Origin of the sequence: Enterobacter sp. BRE11, from assembly GCF_031844285.1 — a bacterium.
GTDB lineage: Bacteria > Pseudomonadota > Gammaproteobacteria > Enterobacterales > Enterobacteriaceae > Pantoea.
In genome coordinates this window covers 193,283-217,043 of record NZ_JAUZUX010000009.1, presented here as the reverse complement: position 1 = coordinate 217,043, position 23,761 = coordinate 193,283, and the positions used below count along the sequence as shown (strand labels likewise).

Genomic DNA, 23,761 nt, shown 5'->3' with positions numbered 1-23,761 from the left:
GCTTCGGCGGGCTTTTGCCGCTACATCATCTGCGGCTCGCGGATCGCATTGCCTTTGTCGAAGCGCGTCAGGCGGTACGGCGCGATATCGGTAAAAAGCTGCCGATTCGTCATCAGCTGCGCACAGAGCAGGCCCGCGCCAGGGCCGATGCCGAAACCATGCCCGCTAAAGCCTGAGGCGATAAACAGACCCGGCACGCGCGGCATCTCATCGATAACCGGCACCAGATCCGGCGTGGTATCAATCCAGCCGCCCCAGGCGTGATCGATTTTAATGCCCTCCAGCGCGGGAAACGCCTTCACAAGGCTGCGCAGCGCTTCATTAAGAATCTGCCGATCGGGCGCAGGATCCAGTACGCGAATCTTCTCGAACGGCGACACGCCGTCATTCGACCAGCGACCCGCCGCCTCCGGCCCGTTAAAAAAAGAGCCGTTTAGCCGGAGCTTGAGCTTTTTGGCAATCTTGCTGCGGTACATAGGGTAGAACTTCGTGGCATAGCGGATATTCTGCGGCGCGAGATCGAGCTGGCCCCGGCCGGGGATCGCCACGGTGTAGCTGCCGTCCAGCCGGCGGCGGATACAGAGCTCCGGCATGCTCAGGCACCCCTGAATCACCTCCGGCGCTGCCGTGGTTTTAAACGCTGTGCCGAGAATATTGGCGCTGGGCAGGTCGATGCCATACTGCTTGCAGAAGCGCGAGCTCCATGCGCCGCCGCAGCAGATTACCTGGCTGGCGCGCACGCGGCCGCGCTCGGTCCAGACGCCGGAGACGCGGCCCGCGCTGATATCCAGACCGCGCACCGCGCAGCGCTGATGAACGGAGGCGCCCAGCTTTTGCGCGCCGACGGCGATAGCGGGTGCCGCCAGCGACGGCTCGGCGCGCCCGTCGGTGGGGGACCAGATGCCGCCAACCCAGCGCGCCTGGTCGCCCAGCCGCTCATGCGCCTCTTTTGGCGACAGCAGGTGGCTGACGAAACCGAGCTGCTTCGCGTGTTTGCCCCACTTTTCCCAGCGCGCTACGTCCGCTTCGTTTTGCGTGCCGTAGAGGATGCCGCTGCGGCGAAAGCCGAGATCCAGGCCGATTTCGCCGCCCAGCTCTTCCCATCTCTGCAGGCTGCGCATCGCCAGCGGCAGCTCGTAGAGGTCGCGGTTCTGCTGCCGCACCCAGCCCCAGTTACGGCCGGACTGCTCGCCGCCGATAACGCCTTTTTCAAACAGCGCCACCGCGACGCCCTGCTTCGCCAGTTCGTAAGCGACGGAGGTGCCGATAATGCCGCCGCCGATCACCACCACGTCCACCTGCTCGGGAAAGGTCGGGCTGTCTGTCACCGCATTGATTTTTATGCGCATAGAAAACCTTTTAAGTTCGGGGCGTTCAGAGATGCTTTTCAGGCGGGATATGCATGATCCACAACACTCTGGCATCGCTCTCGGTATGGTTGAAAATGTTGTGCGGCAGATGGCTCTTGAACTGAAAGCTGTCGCCGGTCATCAGGCGCGCGATATCGCCATTGATCTCCAGCGTCAGCTCGCCCTCGACCACCAGCCCCGCCTTTTCGCCCTGACCGATCAGTATTTCGTCGGAGCGGGCGCCTGGCGGAATATCGATGAGCATAAACTGCATATCGTGGTCGCCCGACGGCGACAGCATCTCTTTGGCGATGCCGCGCTTGCCGACGTTGAAGCGCGGCCGCTCCGCGCTGCGGCGAACATAATGCTCGGCGCCGCGCAGCGACGTGGCGCTCTCCTCAAGAAACGCCGTCAGCGGCACCTTCAGCACCAGCCGCAGCTGTTCCAGCACCCGGACGGTGGGATTCGTCAGGTTGCGTTCTATCTGGCTGATAGCGCCGGCGGAAACGTTCGCCAGCAGCGCCAGCTCGGTAATGGTCAGATTGCGCGCCTTGCGCAGGCTTTTCAGCCGCGAGCCGATATCCGTTTCAGCGGCGCCGGGTTCCGCCTTGTGTTGCGATGCGTTTTTCATCTCATGCTCTTGTTTGCCGTCGCGCCTGTTCGCCGACCTGGGTTAAATCAGGGCATGCCCCATTTATCTTTGATGGTCTGAAGTGTGCCGTCCTGTTTCATGGCGTTGAGCGCGCTGTCGATCTCCGCCAGCAGCTTGTCATTGCCTTTTTTCACGCCGAACGCCATAGGTGATACCTGTTCCGGCTTATAGCCCTCAACAACGTGCATCCCTTTCAGCCCGCCTGCATTGGCCTGCGCTTTCAGGATGGGATAGTCGTTCATGCCCGCCGCGATGCGGCCCAGTGAAAGATCGCGCGTCATATCCGCCGGGCTGTCATAGACCTTCACCTCTTTGGCGATGCCGCTCTGCATCAGGCTTTGCGTATAGTCGGTACCCGCCATGGTGCCCACCACCTCGCCTTTCAAATCCTGCCAGGAGCCATATTTTTTAGCATTGTCGTCGCGCACCACCAGCCCCGCGCCGAAGGCAGTGACCGGCTGCGAGAAGCCGATGCGCTTCGCGCGTTCCGGCGTCGGCGTCATACCGGCGACGATCATATCGATTTTCCCGGCAATAACTGACTGAATCAGCGTTGAAAAAGGCACGGCGGTGAAATTGACCTCCAGATGCTGGCGCCGTGCCACTTCCGCCGCGACGTCCGGCATAAAGCCTTCGATTTTTCCACTCTGGGTATTCAGGAAGGTGGTGGGCGCGCTGGAGGGCGGCGACCCTGCCGTCAACGCGGCGGCCTGAGCACTAACGCTGACCACGGTGGCGACGCTAAGGGCTATGGAGATATTCAGCAGGCTTATTTTACGGGCGACAGACATAACTCACTCCTGGTTCAGTAGCGAAAGGGCGAACGTCTTTTTCACTATAATGAAATTTATGCCGCCGCTGTCAACGTTTTATTTTGTGAAACGGCGCACCTCACACATTGCCGATAAAGCCGTTGCTTTCATCACTCCACCTATCTATAGCTGTTTCTTATCGCGGTAATAACAATTCGCTATCTCGCGAGAAGCGCTATTTATTGACAGCGCGTAGCGGGTAAAGATATTCATTATATTGAATCCTCATTGCCCCAAGACCCGTTACGCAGCACGTTCAGGAGCCTGAGATGGACTGGAGCAGCATTCATACGTATCTCCCCTTTTTGCTGAAAGGGGCTGAAATGACGATCTCCATCACCCTGTTATCGCTGGTGATTAGCACGCCGCTGGGATTACTCTTTGCCGGAGCGAAGATGTGCCCGTGGAAAATTATTTCCTGGCCGGTGAGGACGGTGATTAATATTACCCGCGGCCTGCCGATGATTGTGGTGCTGTTTTATATCTACTTTGTTTTTCCTGATATTGGCATCACCCTCACCTCTTTTCAGGCCAGCGTCATCGGTATCGCTTTTTGCTTCTCCACCTATATTGCTGAGATATTTCGCGCCGGTATTGAGTCGGTGGATCGCGGGCAGTTTGAAGCGGCGCGCTCTATGGGCATGGGCTTTGGAAAGGCGATGCGACGCGTGATCCTGCCGCAGGCGTTCCACGTCGCGCTGCCGCCCTACAGCAATACGCTGGTGATGATGCTGAAAGATTCCGCCCTCGCCTCAACCATCGCCGTCACAGAAATGACCCGGCAAGGTCAGCTGATCGCCGCATCAACCTTTGACAACACCACAGTCTATACCCTGGTGGCGGTGCTCTATCTGCTGCTGTGCATGCCGCTGATGGCGCTGACCAGGCGGCTGGAAAAACGTCAGATGAAAGGAGCCTGAGATGATCGAGATAGACGACGTTCACAAAAAATTTGGCCGGGTCGAGGTATTGAAGGGCGTCAGCTTTTCCGTCAACGCTGGGGAGGTGGTCTGCCTGATCGGCCCATCCGGCTCGGGCAAATCGACGATTTTGCGCTGCATTAACGGGCTGGAAAGCTACGAGGGCGGCGAGATCCGCGTGCTGGATCGGCGGGTTGATAACCGGCATAAAAGCATTAACGATCTGCGTCGCCAGATCGGCATGGTGTTTCAGCGCTTCAACCTTTTCCCGCACCGCAGCGTGCTGGAAAACGTGATGGAAGGCCCTGTTCACGTCAACGGCGAGTCGCGCGCTCAGGCAGAGAAGCGCGCCAAATCCCTGCTGGCGCTGGTGGGGCTGGCGGACAAGATCAACGCCTGGCCGGGGCAGCTCTCCGGCGGTCAGCAGCAGCGCGTCGCCATTGCGCGCACGCTGGCGCTGCAGCCGAAAGCGATACTCTTCGACGAGCCGACATCCGCGCTCGACCCTGAACTGGTCGGCGAGGTATTGCAGGTGATGCGCAACCTGGCGCAGGAAGGCATGACGATGATTGTCGTCACGCATGAGATGCAGTTCGCCCGCGAAGTGGCCGATCGCGTCTGCTTTCTGCACAGCGGGCAGATTGTCGAACAGGGAGCCGCGCAGCAAATTCTGCTGCAGCCTCAGGAAGCGCGCACCCAGGAGTTTCTGCGTCGCGTTCTCGGCAGCAGCGACACCCCTTTTTGTTCCCGGTGTCAGGTGGCCGTTTAAAGGCTGACGCTCTGCGCGCGGCTGGCGCTAAACCGCTCAGGCGGAGGCAGCGCCGGCGCGGCGCCGATGCCTTCACACAGGACCTTTGCTGTTATAAAGCAACAGGGCGTTTATTCCCTTCACAGATCCGCTGCATTGCCGCTTGGCTTTTTTTGTTTTCCTTCAAATACTTGTGAGAATATCAGGCAGGGTTATACTTCAATCAACAGTGATTGCTCACTGAAACTAATAATCTCTACCCTCTTTTCTCTGCGTGCGGGATAACGCTTTTTCTGCGGCCAGGCCAGGCCGGTCGCGCACCGTCTCTCTTTTCCGGACACGGAATTCACGACAGCAACCTTGTTCTCTTTAGCTTTTCCAGCCTGATTGCTGCGCCGGGGAGCATGCCGCGCGCGCAGTAGCACAGGTCCCTTTTTCAATCCTGATTTTTACAGGAGGAGACGATGTTGCCTTTTCTAGCTTCTGGCAGGCCGGGTACGAAGGCGCCGACCATATCAATACGGCAGGCCAGCGCCTGGTGATGGATGCCGTGACCGACCATCAGACTCAGTTTCGCAGCGACTATCTCGCTCTGCAGCATTTTGGCATCCGCACCGTGCGCGAGAGCATCGGCTGGCGTCAGGCGGAAGACGATCCGGAAAAAACGTTCGCCACGCTGCGGGGCAAAATGCAGGCGGCGCAGGCGCTGGGCATTCAGATTAACTGGACCTTCTGCCACTACGGCTGGCCTGAAGATGTCGATCTTTTTTCAGACGACTTTGTTCCGCGCTTCGCCGCTTTTTGCCAGCGCGTCGCTGCTTTCCTGGCGCCCTGGTATCGCCAGGCGCCAGTCTATTCGCCGATGAATGAGATCTCCTTTTTTAGCTGGGGCCTGTCGGTCGGGCTGTTTGGCAACCACCGCGAGGCGGATCCTGACGAGATCAAGCGCCAGCTGGTGCGCGCGACCCTGGCGGGCTGCGACGCCATCTGGCTGGCCGATCCCCGGGCGCGCTTTCTTCATTGCGATCCCCTTATTCATCTGGTTCCTGATGAAGAGAGCGAAGCCTGCTATCAGCTCACCGCCGGGTTGAACGCCGCGCAGTATCAGGCCTGGGATATGCTGGCCGGCGCGCGCGAGCCGGAACTGGGCGGCGCGGCGCGCTATCTCGATATCATCGGTGCCAACTACTATCACGCCAATCAGTGGGAGGCCAACTCCAACCAGCGGCTGGCGTGGCATCTGGGGGATCAACGCAGAAAGCCGCTGCACAAGCTGCTGCTGACGTTAGCGCAGCGCTATCAGCGTCCAATATTGCTGGCGGAAACCAGCCATGTCGGCAGCGGGCGTCCCGCCTGGATGACCTATATCACCGCGCAGATAGCGCAGGCGCAGCTAGGCGGCTGCGACATCCTGGGCGTCTGTATTTACCCCATTATTGAAAGCCCTCTCTGGGAAGACCCTCACCACTGGCCGCGCAGCGGCCTCTGGGATGTCGCCCCTGATTTTACGCGTCAGCTGCACCAGCCTACCGCCGCAGCCTTGCGGCAATCACAACGTTCGCTGCACCGGTTCCACGCGCTGTTATCGCCGGCCGGCGAGCCACAGGAGTCCTCTATGAAACAGTCCGTTTTGGTGGTTTTTAGTCATCTTCGCTGGGGTTTCGTCTTTCAACGTCCGCAACATTTACTGTCGCGTCTTGCTCAGCACCATCGCGTGCTGTTCATCGAGGAGCCGGTTTATCAGCCCGGCGAGGCGGGGCTGCGACAGCAGTCGCCTGCGCCCAACGTTACCGTCATCGAACCGCACACCGACGTCGATGCGCCGGGCTTCCATGACAGCCAGATCGCCGTGCTGCAACCCCTGCTCGCGGCGCTGCTGGAGAGCGACGAGCAGCCGCTGGTGTGGTTCTATACGCCGATGGCGCTGCCGCTGCTTACCTGCTTCAACCCCAGCGCCATTATTTATGACTGCATGGATGAGCTTTCCGCCTTTAATATGGCGCCGCGCCAGCTGCAGCAGCGCGAGTCCGCTCTGTTAAGCCGCGCCGACGTGGTCTTTACCGGCGGCACCAGCCTGTATGAAGCGAAAAAGCCTCGCCATCAGAACGTGCACTGTTTTGCCAGCAGCGTTGACGCCGCGCATTTCGAGCAGGCGCTCGATCGCAGCAACAGCCACCCGCTGCAGGAAAATCTGCCCGGCCCGATACTGGGCTACTACGGCGTGATTGACGAGCGTATGGATATTGGGCTGATCGCCGCCCTCGCCGATGCGCATCCCGACTGGCAAATCGCCATGGTCGGTCCCGTCGTGAAGATCGATCCGCTCAGCCTGCCGCAGCGGCCCAACCTGCACTGGTTCGGCCAGCAGCCCTATGAAGCGCTACCGCATTTCCTGGCCGGATGGGACGTCTGCCTGATGCCGTTTGCGCTGAACGCCTCAACGCGCTTTATCAGCCCGACCAAAGTGCTGGAGTATATGGCGGCACAGCTGCCAGTCGTCAGCACCGCCGTACCGGACGTGGTGCGCCACTATAGCGATGTGGTGAGCATTGCCGATACGTCGCAGGCCTTTATTCTCGCCTGCGAGGCCGCACTGGCACTGAGCGATGAGGCGCGCCGTCAACAGGCGGCGCAGATGGCGGCGATCATTGCCGAAACCTCGTGGGATCGCACCGCTGAGCAGATGCAGGCGCAGATCGTCAGGCTTCGCGATAGCGTCGTGCAGCCGGTTGCTGCGGCGAAAGTGCCGGAAACTACCGACGGCGTGCGCGCGGTCACTCTGCGTCCGGTGGAGTGTCTGATCCTTGGCGCCGGGCCGACCGGCCTGAGCGCGGGCTACCACTACGGCGAAGGCGCGGTGGTGCTGGAGAAAAACGAGACGCCTGGCGGCTGGTGCCGCTCTATCGCAGATAAGGGATTTACCTTCGATTATGCGGGTCACATTATGTTCTCCAACGATCCCTATGTGCTTCAGCTTTACGACAAACTGCTGGGCGATAACCTGCACTGGCAAAACCGCGAAGCCTGGGTTTACAGCCATGACGTCTTTACCCGCTATCCTTTCCAGTCGGCGCTGCACGGGCTGCCGGCAGAGGTGATTGGCGAGTGCGTGCTGGGCGCGATAGAAGCGCGTTACGGTGTCACGGGTGCGCAGGAGGCGGCACCGCTTAACGCGGTACGACCGGCGGCCAATACCGACTGCCGCGACTGCTGCGCCGACGGCGTGCTGGGCGCCGAGGCGACGGAGCCTGCGGGCGCGGACGAGGCAGGAGAAGACTTCGAAAACTTTATCTTCCGTACCTGGGGTCGCGGTATCGCGCATCATTTTGCCGTTCCCTACAACCGAAAACTGTGGAAAACCCCGCTTGCCGATATGGAAACCTCCTGGCTCGGCGGGCGCGTTCCGCTGCCCGATCTTCAGCAGATCATCTCGGGCGCGCTGGCACCGCTGGATAAGCCTGTCGGCCCTAACGCCCGCTTCGGCTACCCTAAGCGCGGCGGCTTTCAGGCGCTGATGAATGGCTTCCTGCCCCACCTTAATTGCGTGCTGGAGACCGAGGCGGAGATCGCCGACATCCAGCCGCAAAGCCGCAGCGTCACTCTTAAGGATGGGCGTCACTACCACTACGATCAGATGATCAGCACCCTGCCGCTGCCCGAGCTGGTGCGCCTGATGGGCAACCGCGCGCCGCAGGCGGTACAGCAAGCCGCCTCGCTGCTGCGTCACGTGTCGGTACGCTGCGTTAACCTCGGCATTGGCCGCGCCAACCTCAGCGACAAACACTGGATCTACTATCCAGGCGATACCCTGTTTCACCGCATTTTCCTCCAGGGCAACGCCAGCCCGGAATGCAACCCGCCAGGCGGTTTTGGTTTGACCTGCGAAATCACCTATCGCGCCGATCAGCCGCTGCCGTATCAAGGGGAGGCGCTGATCCAGCGCTGTATCGATGACTGCATTCGCGTCGGCATTATTCGCGCAGATGACGTTATCGTCACCGCTCATGAGGTGGATATGCCTTATGCCTATGTGGTTTACGATCATCAGCGCAAAGCTAACGTAGCGCTGATCCGCAACTGGCTGGCGGCGCAGGGCATTCATCTTTCCGGACGTTACAGCGAATGGGAGTACTACAATTCGGATCACGCTTTCCTGGCGGGCAAGCGCGCAGCCGAAACGGTGAAAGCACTGCTGACTAACCGTAAGACAACGGCGTAACTCAGGCGGATGCCGGACGCATAGCGTCTGGTGTCCCCCGTTGCATCTGGTGGTAAAAGGATCCTCTGGATCCATGGCTTTATATAATGGGCATTATATAAAGCCAGAAGCAGCCGAATGGCTGTTTTATATACGGTAAAATGGCATCGCTACGTGAATTCTGCTGCACTCACCCCCTGCGTTTTCGCCAGAATTCACGTAGCGCGATCGCTTTGCGGCGTGTTCAACTTTTATACGCCGTGCGGTCATCTACTCGCCATCTGGCGAAAGCAGAATCAGCCGCCTCGCCACGCCGCCATAACGGTAAACCCTGCCTGCTGGCCTTATGCTATTTTTTTGCATTAATCCAATGATCTGTCAGCAGTCGATTACACTTTCTGTTTCGAGGCAGCTATTACAAGGAAATGAGGTATTCATGAGTCAACTCTTTAGCGCAACGCATATTGGCAAGCTGGCACTGGAAAACCGCATTGTTATTGCGCCGATGTGTCAATACTCCGCGAGCGAAGGCAAAGCCACCGCATGGCACCGCATCCATCTTGGTCAGCTGGCGCTTTCCGGCGCGGGCCTGCTGATTATCGAAGCCACCGCGGTTGAACCCGTTGGCCGCATTACTCCGGGCGACCTTGGCCTGTGGGACGACGATACCGAAGCGGCCTTACGCACGGTGCTGGAAGATATTCGCGCTTATTCACCGATCCCGGTCGGCATCCAGCTGGGCCATGCGGGCCGCAAAGCCTCCTGCGCCGCGCCTTGGGAAGGCGGTCATCAGTTAAGGCTGGAAGAAGGCGGCTGGGAAACGGTCGCGCCTTCTGCAGAAGGCTTCAATGAAGAGGATCGTCCGCCGCTGGCACTGAGCCGTGACGATCTCGCGCGTATTAAAGAGAAGTTTGTCGACACCGCAAAGCGCGCGGAGAAACTTGGCATACAGCTCATTGAGCTGCACGCTGCGCATGGCTATCTGCTGCATCAGTTTCTGTCGCCGCTCAGCAACCACCGTGAAGATGAATATGGCGGCTCGCTGGAAAATCGCATGCGCTTCCCGCTGGAAATTTTCCGCGCGGTGCGCGAGGCGGTCTCTGATGATATCGCCATCGGGGTGCGTATCTCCGCAACCGACTGGGTTGAGGGCGGCTGGGATAATGCACAGTCCATTGCATTCAGTAAACAATTTGAGGCCGCAGGCGGCGATTATGTTCACGTATCGAGCGGCGGCCTGGCGCCTCAGCAGTCGATTACGGTAGGACCGGGCTACCAACTGCCGTATGCGCGTGATATTCGCAAAGAGGTGAACATTCCGGTTATCGCCGTCGGCCTGATTACCGAGCCGAAGCACGCCGAAGCGGTGCTGCAGGAAGGCAGCGCCGATCTGGTGGCGCTGGCGCGCGGCATGCTCTACGATCCGCGCTGGCCGTGGCATGCTGCCGCCGAGCTAGGCGCGCAGGCAAGCGCACCGCCGCAGTATCTGCGTTCTGAACCGCATGAAGTAAAAGGGACATTAAAAGCTAACCGCTAATGCGCCCTGCCGGCTCTGCCTTCAGGGCCGGTTTCACGCCGTTTGTGTGACGCGCGGCGGCAGCGCTTTTCCATCTTAAGGTTTTTCTAAGCTGTAAAATGTCAAACTCTGCTCAGTGACTGAGGAGAGTACAAATGAAATCTGCCCTGTTTTTTAAGCGTGAAGAATATCTGGCGCTGCTGATCGCCTCTGCAAGCGTAATTGGCTATTTAGCTATCTGGTTCAGGACCTGAATAACAGCGCGCTGCCACTTTTATTTCATGCTCGCGTTTCAGCCGCAGGATGGAATAATGGAAGAACGCTTCGCTGGCAAAAGATGCCTTAAACACGCGTTGCGTCCAGTGCTTCACCAGCCCTTCTCTGGATGCTTTGGCTTATTCAGCTGGACGTAATTTGGCTAATTATCACACCCTCTACATTCTTGTCTTTAAAATTGTATTGCAGGCAGTTTACCTGAGTAAAATCACCATAAGTCCTGGTGTTATTGCAATATCTAATTATATTCGTATCTGAAGTTTTAGAGAACCTTGGCCGGATGTTTTTCAATGTCATATTCAACAAAGGCACCCCCTTGATGGTTACGCTTAAATCACCCGAATAAGAATAACATCCTTTTGCCCTCTCATCTCTTGCTATTGCAATAGATGTTAAATCGCCTAGCCCCATCTCATTGTCAGAGATAAACCAATAGCTTACGCCTTTTGAGCTGAGGCAAAGCCATGAGGCTTGATCTCCTTTATTAACGGTCAGGTCAGCAACTTTCGCTATGTCTGCAAGCGTGCTGTATTCCATAACAAACATGTTGTCGCCAATAATAACGTGAGGCGATAAATCCTTGTTAGTATCGTATTCAGGAACGGACGCATCGTCCTGATAGTAGTTAGCACCAAACCCCTGCATTTGCATAGCCATGGCGGCAGGAGAAGCCATTACAGCAAGGGCAACAGCAATATATTTCATTTCACCCTTAACTCCCTGTCACCACTCGCCCAAATGCTTTTTCTGACGCTGATGGGTGCGATAATAGATCCTTCGGATGAGTCCATTTTTGCTTGCGCCATGTATGCGAAAGGCTGAGCGTCCACACATTGCATTGCTCAGGTTAGGGATAAGGTTAAGTGTGTATTTCCCCGTGTGACAAGAATGGTAAAAATAGCCTATGCAGACAGGTTGCGGTCGCTTTCCCAGTCAGAAAATGCGTAGACTGTTCTACAGAGTGCATGAATTCACTAACTTCTATGCTTCCTTCTCGACCATGGATATCGACACTGCCCTTTATTGGCGATCCACCATCATCTTCGAGCCATAAGTAAACCGGAATAGCCATTGAATAAATCCCTTTATTAATTGAGTAGGCGATTATCTTTTGTCCAGCCTTCATGATGAAGTGTTGCCTGATGGTTTATTGCTTTAAATCAAGAAAATGTACCTTTTCTCAGCCACCGGCAGACTTCACCTCGTCCCCTCTGCGCTCAGGCCGCTACCTGTTGAAGTAAGCGGAATTCAACCGGGCTGAGGCCGTTGCCCTTTCTCGACATGCTCTGCACCACGCCTGCAGCCCGGAGAATGCGTGACAACGGCGAGCCGTGATCCGAAGGAAAACTCAATACTGCTCACTGAACCGCACCTTAATCAGTCGGGTGTCCGACTTTTGGGGTGCGGTTCACTGGCAGGGCTTTTACGATTAGCTTTTCCTACAGGAAGTCAGAATATCGTCATCCGCTTTATAGACCTTTGTCGCCGTGCCGGTCAGCCCCAGCATGGTGGAGAAAAGGTTATCCTGCGAGAAGTTATCCTGTGCCGCCAGCTTGTCAAGACAGCGCTTGTTCACGCCATAGCGCTGTTGGTAGTCCGGCGAGAGCCAGATCAGCATCGGCACATGTTTCTGCACCTCTGGCGCGATGGCATAGGGCATACCGTGTAGATAGGTGCCGTTCTCGCCCAGCGATTCACCATGATCGGAGAGATAGACCAGGCTGGTGGTAAATCTGTCCTGGTGCGCCTGCAGCAGCTTGATCGCCTTATCGACGATAAAGTCGACGTACAGCAGGGTGTTATCATAGGTATTCACAAGCTGCTGCTGCGAACAGTCCTGAATCTGATTGGTATCGCAGGTCGGCGTAAAGCGGCGGAACTGCGGCGGATAGCGATTGTAATAAGTCGGGCCGTGGCTGCCGATGGTATGCAGCACGATCACGCCGTTGCTCTGGAGCTGCTCAATATAGGTCTCCAGCCCGTGGAACAGCACTTCGTCGTAGCATTCTCCCTTAATACACATTCCTGCCAGGTTCAGGCTGGAAACATCCTGGTGCGGCACGCGATCGCAGGCGCCTTTGCAGCCGCCGTCGTTATCATTCCATAGCACCTTAATGCCAGCGCGCTGGATCACATCCAGCAGCCCTTCCTGATGTCCGGCGAGCGCATCGTCATAGTGGGCGCGCGGCATGCCGGAAAACATGCAGGGAACCGACACCGCCGTCGCCGTGCCGCAGGAAGTGGTATGCGGGAAATAGGTGACGTCATCTTTTTTCAGCAGCGGATTGGTTTCACGGTCGTAGCCGGAGAGGGAGAAATCCGCAGCGCGCGACGTTTCGCCGACGATCAAAATAGTCAGATTCTTTTTGCCCGTTTGCATCGCTGGCTGGAGATGCGCGTCTTCGCCGATTTTCACCAGCGGCAGATTAAGATCCCGGTTGTGTTTATACCAGGAGAGGGTGGCGGCAATGGAGTTTGAGGGGCTGAGCGACTTCACCAGCTCTTTCTGATTGCGAAACAGCGAGGCGTAATCTTTGTAGAACAGCGACGCCACCAGCAGGATGCAGATCACCGACGCCGCCACGCTGATAATGCGGTAAACGGCGCTTTTCCAGAAGGGCCTGGTGGGGCGAACGCGCACCCAGAACGCCAGGAGCGCCATCACCACGCCGGAAAGCAGCAGCGTCGCGACCAGCTGCGACGTCATCAGCGCCAGGCTCTCTGACGGCGTGGTATCAAGGATATTCACCAGCATCGACCGATCAATAATCACCCCATAATTCCAGATGAAATATTGCGCGGCGGCGGAGACCAGAATAAACAGCGCGATTACCACGCGATCGAGCCAGATAAAAGAGGCAATGGTCACGACAATATTAATTACCGACACCGCCACCAGCGGCATCGAAAGAAATACCAGCCAGTTGCGCACGCTATCCAGCGGCATGGCGGCGATCACCTGGTGATAAAAGGCCAGGTTAAGAAACACCGCGATATAAGTCGAAAACAGCAGCAGAAAAGAGAGCCGATTTAGCGTCGGTCTTTTATTGAGCGGGAAAAACATGCATGCAGTCCATCTGTTAACAGGAGTGAGCAGCATGCCGCATTAACTTTAGGAAAACCTTAAGCCGCTTTAATCAGAGCACGCGCCATCATGCTGACGGCGGCAAAGCGCGTTAAACTTCTTCCCCGCCTTGCTGACTATTAAAGGAGAAGAGATGACCACGCTGCGCCTGCTGCTTTCGGAATCCAGCGATCCCTGGTTTAACCTCGCCGTCGAGGAGTGTATTTACCGGCAGATGCCCGCCACCCAGAAGGTGTTGTTTCTCTGGCGCAACGCCGAAACCGTGGTGATTGGCCGAGCGCAAAACCCCTGGAAAGAGTGCAACACGCGGCGCATGGCGCAGGACGGCATTAAGCTGGCGCGACGCAGCAGCGGCGGCGGCGCGGTGTTTCATGACCTGGGCAACTGCTGCTTTACCTTTATGGCGGGCAAGCCGGAATATGACAAGAGCGTCTCGACCGGCATCATCTTGCAGGCGCTGAGCAGGCTGGGGATCGCGGCCGAAGCGTCGGGACGCAACGATATCGTGGTCAGGCGCGGTGAGGAGGTGCGCAAAATCTCCGGCTCCGCCTACCATGAAACCCCCGATCGCGGCTTCCATCATGGCACTTTTTTAATCAATTCCGATCTGTCGCGGCTGGCGGATTATCTCAACCCGGACATCAAAAAGCTGCAAACCAAAGGCATTACGTCGGTGCGTTCGCGCGTGGCGAATCTGGCGGAGATCGCGCCAGCGATAACCTACGCCGCCATTTGTGACGCCGTCACCGAATCCTTTTTCGACTACTACGGTGCGCGCTGCCAGCCAGAGCGTATTTCGCCGCAGGCGCTGCCCGACCTGCCTGGTTTTGCCAAACAGTTTGCGCGCCAGAGCAGCTGGGAGTGGAACTTCGGCCACTCGCCCGACTTCTCTCACCTGCTTGATACCCGCTTTGCCTGGGGCGGCGTGGAGATCCATTTTGACGTCGAACGCGGCGTAATTAGCCGCTGTCAGATTTTTAGCGATAGCCTGAATCCTGCGCCGCTGGAGGCGCTGGCGGCGCAGCTACAGGGCGTCGCCTATCGTCCCGATGCGCTGGCCGCTGCGGTCGCGCGGTTGCAAACGGCGTACCCGGCACAGCATGAGGAGCTGGCGCAGCTGAAAAGCTGGCTTACCGCCAGCGTCAGCTAGCGCGCAAACGGGCCGGCCCCTACCGACTCCCGCAGCGACAGGCTGGCAGCGAACGCCTCGGCGTCCTGCCAGCATCCTCCGTCGAGCATCGCCAGCAGGCGCGCAATCGCCTCCTGAATCATTTCCGTTACAGGGATTTTGACGCTGGACAGCGCGGGCACGGTAAAGGGCGCGAGCGGAATATCGTCAAAGCCCAGCACCGACACCTGCGTCGGCACCGCGATCTGCGCCGTGGTCAGCGCGCGAATGGCGCCGATCGCCATCTCGTCGTTGCTGGCTACCAGCGCGCTAAAGGCGCAGCCGCTGGCGAGCAGCGCAGACGTGGCCATCGCGCCGCTCTCCGCATGCCAGTTCCCCTGCGCGATAAGCGCCTCGCGCAGCGGGATGGTGTTCTCCTCCAGCGCCGCCTTATAGCCGGCCAGGCGCTCCAGGCCGGTCGGCGAATCGAGCGAGCCGGTGATAAAGGCGATATCGCGATGGCCGAGATCGATAAGCGACTGAACCGCCATCGCGCCGATCCGCTTCTGATCGGCGTAAATGCAGAAGCTGTGGTGCTGACGCAGGCGTCGGTTTACCACCAGCACCGGCTGTTTGTGCTGCGCGACGATCTCGTCCATTTCGTCGATGGTAAGAAAGCGCGGATAGATGATGATGCCGTCGCAGCGCAGATCGAGCAGAAAGTCGATCGCCGCCCGCTCCTGCGCCGCGCTGTGCTTGCCGTCCGCCAGAATAAGCTGGCGGCCCTGCTGTTCCAGCATGCGCGCCGAATGCGACATCAGCTCGGAAAAGTAGTTGCCGCTGTAGAGGGTGTTGGTTACCACCAGCCCGATGGTCTGGGTCGATTTTACCGACAGATTGCGCGCCAGCAAGTTAGGACGAAACTCCGTTTCGGCCACCGCCTGCATCACCTTTTCCCGCGTCTCCTGACTGACATAGCCATTGCCCGACAGCACTCTGGACACCGTGGCTTTTGATACCCCCGCCCGTCTCGCAACCTCAAGTATGGTGGCCATAATTTTCCCTTCTCCCTCAGTCAGATGAGCAGTCTACTTAACCGCAGGTGCCGCTCGACAAGCATTAATCCAGTAAGTGATGTTAATCACAGTTTGAAAAATAACCGCTTCTGCTGTCTTGTTATCAATTTTGCAACTGTTCATGATTTTGTGAAACCGGTTTCCTATGGTGCGTCTTAACGCTGGGCGAATCAGCGCGCACTCTGTCCCTACAACAGCAGGTCGCCGGAAAAAAATATCCTACTCATAACAACAGAGACGCAAAACTATGCCTAATCCTTATGCAGAAGTCTCTCGCGCCATCGTACAGTCGCTGGGCGGCATGCAGAATATTGAGGCGGTCACCCACTGCATGACCCGTTTGCGGTTTGTGGTAAAAGATCGCGCCCTGATCGACAGCGCCGCGCTCAAAGCGCTGCCGGGCGTGATGGGCGTGGTCAACAACGACACCCAGTGCCAGGTCATTATCGGCAACAACGTCGGCAAGGCCTATCAGGCGATCCTGGAACTTGGTACGCCAGCCGCCTCAGGCGGCACGGCGGTGAAGCGTAAGATCACCCTGAGAAGCATCGGCGCCGGCATTCTCGATGCGCTGGTGGGCACCATGTCGCCGCTGATCCCGGCCATTATCGGCGGCTCGATGGTGAAGCTGCTGGCGATGGTGCTCGAAATGAGCGGCGTGCTGCCGAAAGGCTCCTCGACGCTGACTATCCTGACGGTAATTGGCGACGGCGCCTTCTTCTTCCTGCCGGTGATGGTCGCCGCCTCAGCCTCTCTGAAGTTCAAAACCAATATGTCGCTGGCGATCGCCATTGCAGGCGTGCTGCTGCACCCCGGCTTTATCGATTTGATGGCAAAAGCGGCGCAGGGCCAGGCGGTCGACTTTGCGTCGATCCCGGTGACGCCGGTGAAATATACCTACACGGTGATCCCGGCGCTGGTGATGACCTGGATCCTGTCGCATATCGAACGCATCATCGACCGCATTACGCCAGCCGTGACGAAAAACTTCCTGAAGCCGATGCTGATTGTGCTGGTCGCCGCGCCGATTGCCATTCTGCTGATTGGCCCGCTCGGCATCTGGATCGGCAGCGGCATTTCCGCGCTGGTTTATACCGTACACGGCTATCTCGGCTGGCTCTCGGTGGCGATTATGGGCGCGCTCTGGCCGCTGCTGGTGATGACCGGCATGCATCGCGTCTTTACCCCGACCATTATTCAGACCATCGCGGAAACTGGCAAAGAGGGCATGGTGATGCCGTCGGAGATCGGCGCCAACCTGTCGCTGGGCGGCTCTTCGCTGGCGGTCGCTTTCAAGACCAAAAACCGCGAGCTGCGCCAGACCGCCCTCGCCGCCGCCGCCTCCACCATTGTGGCGGGCATCTCCGAACCGGCGCTCTATGGCGTGGCGGTGCGTCTAAAGCGTCCGCTGGTCGCCTGTCTGATCAGCGGCTTTGTCTGCGGCGCGGTCGCCGGGGTCGGCGGGCTCGCCAGCCACTCGATGGCGTCGCCGGGACTCTTTACCAGCGTGCAGTTTTTCGATCCCGCCAATACGATGAGCATCGTCTGGGTGGTGGCGGTGATGGTGCTCTCCGTGGTGCTCTCTTTTATTTTGACGTTGATTTTAGGTTTTGAAGATATTCCGGAAAGCGCGCCCGAGGCCAGCGCCTCGCCCACGCCATCCGACGCGATTAAGCCCGTTAAGGCAGCAGTCCATCATTGAGGTAATTTATGTCGGAACTGACATTTCCAGCAGGTTTTCTATGGGGTGGCGCACTCGCCGCGAATCAGTCTGAAGGCGGCTATCGTGAAGGCGGGAAAGGCCTGACGACGGTGGATATGATCCCGCACGGCGCCGCGCGCATGCCGGTTAAGCTGGGGTTAGAAAAGCGCTTTGCGCTGCGCGAAGACGAATACTATCCGAGCCATGAGGCGATCGATTTTTATCACCGCTATAAAGAGGATATCGCGCTGATGGCGGAGATGGGCTTTACGGTGTTCCGCACCTCTATCGCCTGGAGCCGCCTCTATCCGCGCGGCGATGAGCGCGAGCCCAACCCCGAAGGCGTCGCCTTTTACCGCAGCCTCTTCGAGGAGTGTCAAAAGTACGGTATCGAGCCTCTGGTTACGCTGTGTCATTTTGACGTGCCGATGCATCTGGTCATAGAGTATGGCTCGTGGCGCAACCGCAAAATGATCGATTTCTTCGCCCGCTATGCGCGCACCTGCTTTGAGGCATTCGACGGGCTGGTGAAATACTGGCTCACCTTCAATGAGATCAACATCCTGTTGCACAGCCCTTTTTCGGGCGCGGGTCTGGCATTCGAGGCGGGCGAGAATCAGGATCAGGTGAAGTATCAGGCGGCGCACCACGAGCTGGTAGCCAGCGCGCTGGCCACCCGGATTGCCCACGAGGTCAACCCGGCTAACCAGGTCGGCTGTATGCTGGCGGGCGGCAACTTTTATCCCTGGTCCTGCAAGCCGGAAGATGTCTGGGCGGCGCTGGAGAAGGATCGCGAGAATCTTTTCTTTATTGATGTGCAGGCCAGAGGCGCCTATCCATCCTATGCCGCCCGTCTGTTCCGCGAGAAAGACGTTGCTATTGAGATGGCGAGCGACGACGTGGAGATATTGAAAAACAGTGTCGACTTTGTGTCGTTCAGCTATTACGCGTCACGCTGCGCCTCAGCGGAGATGAACGAGCAGAACAGCAGCGCCGCCAACGTGGTGAAGTCGCTGACCAATCCCTATATCAAACGCAGCGACTGGGGCTGGGGCATCGATCCGCTGGGTCTGCGCATCACCATGAACATGATGTATGACCGCTATCAGAAGCCGCTGTTTCTGGTAGAAAACGGCCTGGGCGCACAGGATACGGTGGAGGCGGACGGCAGCATCAACGATGACTACCGCATCAGCTATCTGCGCGAGCATATCCGGGCGATGGCGCAGGCGATCGACGACGGCGTGCCGGTGATGGGCTATACCACCTGGGGCTGCATCGACCTGGTCGCCGCCTCCACCGGCGAGATGAGCAAGCGCTACGGCTTCGTTTATGTCGATCGGGATGATTTAGGACGCGGCACGCTGGCGCGCTCGCGGAAAAAATCGTTCTGGTGGTATAAAAAAGTGATCGCCAGCAACGGCCGCGATCTCAGCTAGGAACGCGAGAATCAGGCAGCAAAATGCATGCGGGGTAGCTCAATTTTCTCAGCTTATGCCACACTTAACGCACCTGCATTCTGTTAAGGATATCTGATGAATTTTCGCTGCCTTTTTCTTGGTGTGACGCTGGCGGCATGGAGTCAGTCGCCGCTGGCGATTCCATTGCCCCAGCGTCCGCCCGACACCCTTCCGCCGGAAGAGTATATTAGCCACGTTAACGCTAACAACACGATAACGTGGCAGTTATGGGCGCCCGCCGCCAAAGCGGTCGAAGTCGTGACCGGGCCGACGCCCGATCGTTACGTCTCGCACCCCATGACCAAAAACGATCGGGGCATCTGGTCTTTTACCAGCGAACCGCTGCAGCCCAGCTTATATGAATACTTTTTTAACGTGGACGGTTTCCGCAGCGTCGACACCGGCAGCGCGCTGGCGAAACCGCAGCGGCAGGTTAATACCAGCCTGATCCTCGCGCCAGGCAGCCTGCTGGACGAGCGCGCGGTGCCGCACGGCGAGATCCACACCCTGACGTGGCATTCCCCGTCGCTGAAGCGCGAGCGACGCATCGCCGTCTGGGTGCCGCCAGGCACGCGTGCCGATTCACCCCCGCTGCCGGTGCTCTACTACTATCACGGCTTTGGCGACACCGGCATGTCGGTGCTAACCCAGGGACGCGTGCCGCAGATTATGGACAATCTGCTCGCCGAGGGGAAAATCGTGCCGATGCTGGTGGTGATGCCGGACACCGAAACCGACGCCGAGGGCGCAATACCGGAGAGCTTCGCGCCCGCCACCCGCCGCGAAGTTTTTTATCCGCGTAACGCGCAGGCGGCAGACAAAGAGCTGATGGAGGAGATTATGCCGCTGGTGGCCGCGCGCTATCCGGTGCGCAAGGATGCCAGCAGCCAGGCGCTGGCGGGCCTTTCTCAGGGCGGCTATCAGGCGCTGGTCAGCGGCATGCGTCACCTGGACAGGTTCGCCTGGCTGGGGATTTTCAGCGGTGTGACCACTGAAACGGTGCCTGACTTTCGCGTGGCGGCGCAGTTGAAGAAGCCCGCGGCGATCAATCGTCAGCTTAAGCTGCTAACGCTGGTGAGCGGCGAAGAGGACATTATCACCGGACGCGATATGACCGGGCTGAAGGCGCAGCTCGATCAGCGCGGCATCCGCAGCGACTGGCACAGCTACCCTAAACTGGGGCATGAAATGGATGTGTGGCGCCCGGCCTATATTGATTTTGTGCAGAAGCTGTTTCAGCCAGATAAGTAAGGTGTTTTTACATCAAAACGCTGAAAATTCCTTCTTAGTATTAGTGCTAAAGGGGGCATTCGCCTCCTTTGACGCTTTTGTTATCAGGCACAACAACGGTCGCTCCATGAAACACGGTAGATAATATTCACTTCATTATATTTCGGGGTGATTGCCTCATGGCGCAGTTCGAGCGTTTCCAGGTGGGGGCTGTTCAAGCCATTAGGCGCCAGATAAGGTGAAACTGTAGTAGGCGCGATACAGAACCGGTGTCGTTTGGTCAAACTCTTTTACTAACTAATGTTTTACTATTTTACATATCGGTTAAACACAAACATTAATACTATAAAAAAAACACCAATTGGCGAGACTGGGCTGCCAGGGAAGAAATGGGCTTGAACCAAAGCAAAAACGATAGTTAACACGGTTGGGCCATAAACCGAAAAGAAAAATCGCCCCTGCCATCGTAAAAAGCGTTTGATATGCTTAATCATGGCTACTGGATCATCTTGCTTATCATACGCGCAATGTCGTTATCTGATGCCCACTGTGCTTCGATGGCGCCCGCTTTTTGGAATACTGGCTCAATAAGAAAATACAACATTTCGAGCCCTTGTGCATAAAGCGCAGAATAACAGGCAGGTAACTGAATATGAAGACGGCGAGCACTGTCTGCCGCTTTCTGTATAACGCCATAGACTCCAACAGCGGCAATGCCACGGGAGGCCCATGTGCCGGCAAGAGCGCTTAATTCGAGGCTGAGATTTAATCCGATACGAACGCTGCCAGCGACTGCTAACGTAAATCCAGCGCTACTAAGCGCACTGGCGGCGATATGGATGTTGATAGCCATCAGAAACTGCCTGATCTTTTCTAACTGTTCATAGGTTTTATATTTGAAAATTTCTTCGAAATAGATGCGGAGCATCTCAAAGGCTACATCGCCCTCGCGTATTACCTTATAAGCGGCATCCCTGAAACGGATATCTTCCCTCTTTTGCTGCTGGCAAACGTCGTTATATTCATCCGTAAAGCAGGATGTATAAAACAGCAGGCGGACTGCTCCTTTCCCTGACGTGTCAATCTGATTTCTGACTTGCTGACCAACAGCAGAAACTGCATGGTCAAGCTTTACTGCGAGGATGCTATTTGCCTGAAGGTAACTAATGACTTCCTTGTTGCTGTACATAAGCACTCCATGCTGATTGATATTAAATCCTTTTTTTTACCGAAAGGGATGCTGGTTAATTAACGAGCTCGATTAAAGGAGAATATTACATTCAAGGATTATACATTGGAAGGTATCAAAGAAATTGATCTTGCGCTAATTACAGGCAGAGAGACGAGCTCTAATCGTTTATGAAATATCGGGGTTTTTTCACTCCAATAATCGTCCCTCTTACGAGCTTTATTTTTGGGCAGCATATTAAAACGAGATCAAGCAACAGGAACAAAGGAATATCTGGCAATTTTAAATAAATCCGCACAGGAAATGCTGTTTGGTCCGCCTGCTATCGATAATAACTCTAAGGGCTAACAGCGCTGGCTTTAGATGCATCAACGCTTTCAGCGCAGTAACTGATGCAGCGAGAATGTCGGCCTTTCCAGCGCAGAACGCTTAAGGCAGCGCTTTCACCAGGGTCAGCTGGTTTTCCGTTTTCCCCTGATGGTAGCTGACCTGGTCCACGCCTGAAAAAATAAGCTGCATGCCGCGTCCGCCCTCGCTCAGGCTCTCCAGCGTCAGCGGCGCGTCGGGATCCATTACTGGCGGCTGACGCTTCTCCTCCGGCACCGGCACGCCGCTGTCACAAAGTTTCACCGTGACCGCGCGGCCGTCGTGGCTAAAAGAAACCTGATAACACGCCGAGGCGTCGTCATGGTAGCCGTGACGAATAATATTGCTCGCCGCCTCGCATAAGGCCAGGTCAAGCGGATAGATCCAGGCCTCGCTCACCGGCAGCGAAGAGAGAAACTGACGCAGCGCGACGCCGAGCGTGGTCAGGCTGTTAATGGTGGCGGGCAGCCGTAGCGCTTTTTCCTGGGCGTGTTCGGACATAGGTCAACCTCCTTCATTGATCGCGGCAAGCGCCTCGCTGCGGTCGGCACAGAGGGTAAACACCCGATCCATGCGCGTCAGCGCAAACATCGCTTTGATATTGGCGTTGAGCGCGCAAAGCACCAGCTGACCCTTGCCGCTCAGTGATTTCAGCAGCGAGATCAGCGCGCCCAGACAGCTGCTGTCGATAAAATCCACGCGCGAAAAGTCGAGGATCAGCGCGGTTTCGCCCTGCTGGATCAGCCCCGCTACCGCCTCCTTAAAGCGCAGCGCGACGGAGGCGTCCAGGCGACGCACCACCGGCGTGAAGAGTAAAGCCTTGTCGATCTTTTCAGTTTCAAATTTCATTGGTTTCTCCCGTTAAGCCCTGCTGCCGTTCAATTACCAGCAGGGAAATATCATCCGCCGCTGACGCAGCTTCGTCTGTCGCCTTGCCGCGCCACTGATTCAGCGACTGCTCTACCGCCGCCAGCAGCGCTTCAATGGAGTGGCTATGCAGCGAAGCCACCAGCGCCTCCAGTCGCGCGGCGCCGAACATCTGCTGCTCGGCGTTTTCGCACTCGCTGATGCCGTCGCTGTAGAGACAGAGTCGCTCGCCTGGCGCCAGGTGAAAGGCGTACTCATCCCAGTCGAGGTGCTCAAGCAGCCCGACCGGCGGGCCGCCCCCGCCGATTTCGCGCACCGCGCCTCTGTTGCCGACGATAAACGGCGTAGGGTGGCCCGCCTGGCAGAGCCGCCCTTGGCCGCTATGACGATCGATTACGCCATACACCAGCGTGAAATAGCTGGTGACCTCGGGATGCTGAGCGCAGAAGCGCGCATTCAAAATGCGCACCACCTGCGACGGCGGCGTCACGGCCGCGCCGTTGAACAGAAAGGGGTCGACCGTACGGCCGTGCAGAAACTGGCGCGCTACCGCCACCGACATCATCGCCGCCGTTACGCCGTGTCCGGCGACGTCGACGCAGTAAAAGCCAACGGCTTTGTCATCGAGAGGAAAGAGATGAAAGAGATCGCCGGAGACCCAGGCTGAGGGCATAAAGAGCCAGTCGGCAAAATAGTCGCCCTGGCGCAGGTGGTGCGGCGGCAGAATACTGTGCTGCAGCGTGGCAGCCGCCTGCAAATCCTGCTGGATCTGCGTCAGCGCCTCGCTGAGTCGGCGGTTTCTGCTGGCCAGCGTTCCCTCCAGCTGCAGGATGCGCTCGCCTGCGTGCAGGCGCGCCTGCAGCTCAACCTGGTTAACCGGCTTGCGTAAAAAGTCGTCCGCACCCGCGGCGAAACCGACGCGCAGATCCTCTACGCTGTCGCGCGCGGTGAGCACGATAATGTAGATATAACGATCCTGTCGCTGCTGGCGGATTTCGCGACACAGCGTCAGGCCATCCATCACCGGCATTTCCCAGTCGCTGATCACCAGGCTGACCGTCTCCTGCGCCAGCAGCGTCAGCGCCTGCTCGCCGTTCTCCGCTTCGAAAACCTGATAGCCCCACTGCCGCAGCAGGCCAGCCAGCAGTCGCCGGTAAAGCAGCGCGTCGTCGACGATGAGCACGGATTGAGGCGGTAGCGCGTCCAT

18 protein-coding genes and 2 pseudogenes are annotated in these 23,761 nt (G+C 57.6%); 8 read left to right on the top strand and 12 right to left on the bottom strand.

Features of this window, described 5'->3' with window-relative positions; all coding sequences use genetic code 11:
• Positions 1 to 20 precede the first annotated feature (20 nt).
• Genes Q9R34_RS11705 through Q9R34_RS11695 form a run of 3 tightly spaced genes read right to left on the bottom strand, consistent with a single transcriptional unit; the run spans position 21 to position 2,792 of the window.
• On the bottom strand, positions 21 to 1,349 hold the full coding sequence (locus Q9R34_RS11705; RefSeq protein WP_485893855.1) for an NAD(P)/FAD-dependent oxidoreductase: 1,329 nt from the start codon (positions 1,347 to 1,349) through the stop codon (positions 21 to 23).
• A gap of 25 nt (positions 1,350 to 1,374) precedes the next feature.
• Positions 1,375 to 1,980: a cupin domain-containing protein gene (locus tag Q9R34_RS11700; protein WP_485893853.1), complete on the bottom strand. Its 606-nt coding sequence runs from the start codon at positions 1,978 to 1,980 to the stop codon at positions 1,375 to 1,377.
• A 47-nt stretch (positions 1,981 to 2,027) separates the two neighbouring features.
• Positions 2,028 to 2,792, bottom strand: a complete 765-nt coding sequence (locus Q9R34_RS11695; RefSeq protein WP_485893851.1) for an ABC transporter substrate-binding protein — start codon at positions 2,790 to 2,792, stop codon at positions 2,028 to 2,030.
• Positions 2,793 to 3,082: 290 nt separating this feature from the next.
• Here Q9R34_RS11695 and Q9R34_RS11690 point away from each other — a divergent pair, with 290 nt between their 5' ends.
• From Q9R34_RS11690 to Q9R34_RS11675, 4 genes are all read left to right on the top strand, one after another.
• Complete coding sequence (locus Q9R34_RS11690) at positions 3,083 to 3,733, top strand: amino acid ABC transporter permease (protein WP_485893849.1); 651 nt, start codon at positions 3,083 to 3,085, stop codon at positions 3,731 to 3,733.
• 1 nt (position 3,734) lies between these two features.
• On the top strand, positions 3,735 to 4,502 hold the full coding sequence (locus Q9R34_RS11685) for an amino acid ABC transporter ATP-binding protein (RefSeq protein WP_485893847.1): 768 nt from the start codon (positions 3,735 to 3,737) through the stop codon (positions 4,500 to 4,502).
• A gap of 520 nt (positions 4,503 to 5,022) precedes the next feature.
• Positions 5,023 to 8,700 (top strand): FAD-dependent oxidoreductase, encoded by a 3,678-nt coding sequence (locus tag Q9R34_RS11680; RefSeq protein WP_485893884.1) that lies wholly within the window; start codon positions 5,023 to 5,025, stop codon positions 8,698 to 8,700.
• Positions 8,701 to 9,115: 415 nt separating this feature from the next.
• On the top strand, positions 9,116 to 10,216 hold the full coding sequence (locus Q9R34_RS11675; RefSeq protein WP_434123784.1) for an NADH:flavin oxidoreductase/NADH oxidase: 1,101 nt from the start codon (positions 9,116 to 9,118) through the stop codon (positions 10,214 to 10,216).
• A gap of 378 nt (positions 10,217 to 10,594) precedes the next feature.
• On the opposite strand, the gene Q9R34_RS11670 is transcribed toward Q9R34_RS11675, so the two are convergent.
• From Q9R34_RS11670 to eptA, 3 genes and pseudogenes are all read right to left on the bottom strand, one after another.
• The gene (locus Q9R34_RS11670) at positions 10,595 to 11,176 is read right to left on the bottom strand and encodes a hypothetical protein (RefSeq protein WP_485893845.1); all 582 of its coding nucleotides are present in this window, start codon (positions 11,174 to 11,176) and stop codon (positions 10,595 to 10,597) included.
• A 199-nt stretch (positions 11,177 to 11,375) separates the two neighbouring features.
• Positions 11,376 to 11,543, bottom strand: a pseudogene (locus Q9R34_RS11665) (type VI secretion system tube protein Hcp); the annotation flags it as partial.
• A gap of 357 nt (positions 11,544 to 11,900) precedes the next feature.
• A complete protein-coding gene (gene eptA, locus Q9R34_RS11660; protein ID WP_485893843.1) occupies positions 11,901 to 13,535 on the bottom strand; it encodes a phosphoethanolamine transferase EptA in 1,635 nt (544 codons plus the stop codon).
• 154 nt (positions 13,536 to 13,689) lie between these two features.
• Between eptA and lplA the strand changes: the two genes are divergently transcribed.
• Positions 13,690 to 14,706 (top strand): lipoate--protein ligase, encoded by a 1,017-nt coding sequence (gene lplA, locus Q9R34_RS11655; RefSeq protein ID WP_485893841.1) that lies wholly within the window; start codon positions 13,690 to 13,692, stop codon positions 14,704 to 14,706.
• Here lplA and Q9R34_RS11650 read toward each other — a convergent pair.
• The gene (locus tag Q9R34_RS11650) at positions 14,703 to 15,719 is read right to left on the bottom strand and encodes a LacI family DNA-binding transcriptional regulator (RefSeq protein WP_485893839.1); all 1,017 of its coding nucleotides are present in this window, start codon (positions 15,717 to 15,719) and stop codon (positions 14,703 to 14,705) included. The genes lplA and Q9R34_RS11650 overlap by 4 nt on opposite strands.
• 268 nt (positions 15,720 to 15,987) lie before the next feature.
• Between Q9R34_RS11650 and ascF the strand changes: the two genes are divergently transcribed.
• From ascF to Q9R34_RS11635, 3 genes are all read left to right on the top strand, one after another.
• The gene (ascF, locus tag Q9R34_RS11645; RefSeq protein WP_485893837.1) at positions 15,988 to 17,442 is read left to right on the top strand and encodes a PTS cellobiose/arbutin/salicin transporter subunit IIBC; all 1,455 of its coding nucleotides are present in this window, start codon (positions 15,988 to 15,990) and stop codon (positions 17,440 to 17,442) included.
• 8 nt (positions 17,443 to 17,450) lie between these two features.
• Complete coding sequence (locus tag Q9R34_RS11640; RefSeq protein WP_485893835.1) at positions 17,451 to 18,881, top strand: 6-phospho-beta-glucosidase; 1,431 nt, start codon at positions 17,451 to 17,453, stop codon at positions 18,879 to 18,881.
• Positions 18,882 to 18,977: 96 nt separating this feature from the next.
• Positions 18,978 to 20,153, top strand: coding sequence for an alpha/beta hydrolase-fold protein (locus Q9R34_RS11635; RefSeq protein ID WP_485893833.1), 1,176 nt, complete (start codon positions 18,978 to 18,980; stop codon positions 20,151 to 20,153).
• An 83-nt stretch (positions 20,154 to 20,236) separates the two neighbouring features.
• Here Q9R34_RS11635 and Q9R34_RS11630 read toward each other — a convergent pair.
• From Q9R34_RS11630 to Q9R34_RS11610, 5 genes and pseudogenes are all read right to left on the bottom strand, one after another.
• Positions 20,237 to 20,429, bottom strand: a pseudogene (locus Q9R34_RS11630) (type VI secretion system tube protein Hcp); the annotation flags it as partial.
• Positions 20,430 to 20,628: 199 nt separating this feature from the next.
• The gene (locus Q9R34_RS11625; RefSeq protein ID WP_485893831.1) at positions 20,629 to 21,321 is read right to left on the bottom strand and encodes a hypothetical protein; all 693 of its coding nucleotides are present in this window, start codon (positions 21,319 to 21,321) and stop codon (positions 20,629 to 20,631) included.
• Positions 21,322 to 21,750: 429 nt separating this feature from the next.
• Positions 21,751 to 22,188: an ATP-binding protein gene (locus Q9R34_RS11620; RefSeq protein ID WP_434123773.1), complete on the bottom strand. Its 438-nt coding sequence runs from the start codon at positions 22,186 to 22,188 to the stop codon at positions 21,751 to 21,753.
• A gap of 3 nt (positions 22,189 to 22,191) precedes the next feature.
• On the bottom strand, positions 22,192 to 22,536 hold the full coding sequence (locus Q9R34_RS11615) for an STAS domain-containing protein (RefSeq protein WP_434123772.1): 345 nt from the start codon (positions 22,534 to 22,536) through the stop codon (positions 22,192 to 22,194).
• Positions 22,526 to 23,761 carry a PP2C family protein-serine/threonine phosphatase gene (locus Q9R34_RS11610; protein ID WP_485893829.1) on the bottom strand — a complete coding sequence of 412 codons (1,236 nt, stop codon included), beginning with the start codon at positions 23,759 to 23,761 and terminating at the stop codon, positions 22,526 to 22,528. Before Q9R34_RS11610 ends, Q9R34_RS11615 begins: the two co-directional genes overlap by 11 nt.

Excerpts from the sequence above, each read along its gene's own strand:
- Q9R34_RS11705 (WP_485893855.1), bottom strand. The coding sequence starts at position 1,349 with ATGCGCATAAAAATCAATGCGGTGACAGACAGCCCGACCTTTCCCGAG.
- Q9R34_RS11700 (WP_485893853.1), bottom strand. The coding sequence starts at position 1,980 with ATGAAAAACGCATCGCAACACAAGGCGGAACCCGGCGCCGCTGAAACG.
- Q9R34_RS11695 (WP_485893851.1), bottom strand. The coding sequence starts at position 2,792 with ATGTCTGTCGCCCGTAAAATAAGCCTGCTGAATATCTCCATAGCCCTT.
- Q9R34_RS11690 (WP_485893849.1), top strand. The coding sequence starts at position 3,083 with ATGGACTGGAGCAGCATTCATACGTATCTCCCCTTTTTGCTGAAAGGG.
- Q9R34_RS11685 (WP_485893847.1), top strand. The coding sequence starts at position 3,735 with ATGATCGAGATAGACGACGTTCACAAAAAATTTGGCCGGGTCGAGGTA.
- Q9R34_RS11680 (WP_485893884.1), top strand. The coding sequence starts at position 5,023 with ATGGATGCCGTGACCGACCATCAGACTCAGTTTCGCAGCGACTATCTC.
- Q9R34_RS11675 (WP_434123784.1), top strand. The coding sequence starts at position 9,116 with ATGAGTCAACTCTTTAGCGCAACGCATATTGGCAAGCTGGCACTGGAA.
- Q9R34_RS11670 (WP_485893845.1), bottom strand. The coding sequence starts at position 11,176 with ATGAAATATATTGCTGTTGCCCTTGCTGTAATGGCTTCTCCTGCCGCC.
- eptA (WP_485893843.1), bottom strand. The coding sequence starts at position 13,535 with ATGTTTTTCCCGCTCAATAAAAGACCGACGCTAAATCGGCTCTCTTTT.
- lplA (WP_485893841.1), top strand. The coding sequence starts at position 13,690 with ATGACCACGCTGCGCCTGCTGCTTTCGGAATCCAGCGATCCCTGGTTT.
- Q9R34_RS11650 (WP_485893839.1), bottom strand. The coding sequence starts at position 15,719 with ATGGCCACCATACTTGAGGTTGCGAGACGGGCGGGGGTATCAAAAGCC.
- ascF (WP_485893837.1), top strand. The coding sequence starts at position 15,988 with ATGCCTAATCCTTATGCAGAAGTCTCTCGCGCCATCGTACAGTCGCTG.
- Q9R34_RS11640 (WP_485893835.1), top strand. The coding sequence starts at position 17,451 with ATGTCGGAACTGACATTTCCAGCAGGTTTTCTATGGGGTGGCGCACTC.
- Q9R34_RS11635 (WP_485893833.1), top strand. The coding sequence starts at position 18,978 with ATGAATTTTCGCTGCCTTTTTCTTGGTGTGACGCTGGCGGCATGGAGT.
- Q9R34_RS11625 (WP_485893831.1), bottom strand. The coding sequence starts at position 21,321 with ATGTACAGCAACAAGGAAGTCATTAGTTACCTTCAGGCAAATAGCATC.
- Q9R34_RS11620 (WP_434123773.1), bottom strand. The coding sequence starts at position 22,188 with ATGTCCGAACACGCCCAGGAAAAAGCGCTACGGCTGCCCGCCACCATT.
- Q9R34_RS11615 (WP_434123772.1), bottom strand. The coding sequence starts at position 22,536 with ATGAAATTTGAAACTGAAAAGATCGACAAGGCTTTACTCTTCACGCCG.
- Q9R34_RS11610 (WP_485893829.1), bottom strand. The coding sequence starts at position 23,761 with ATGGACGCGCTACCGCCTCAATCCGTGCTCATCGTCGACGACGCGCTG.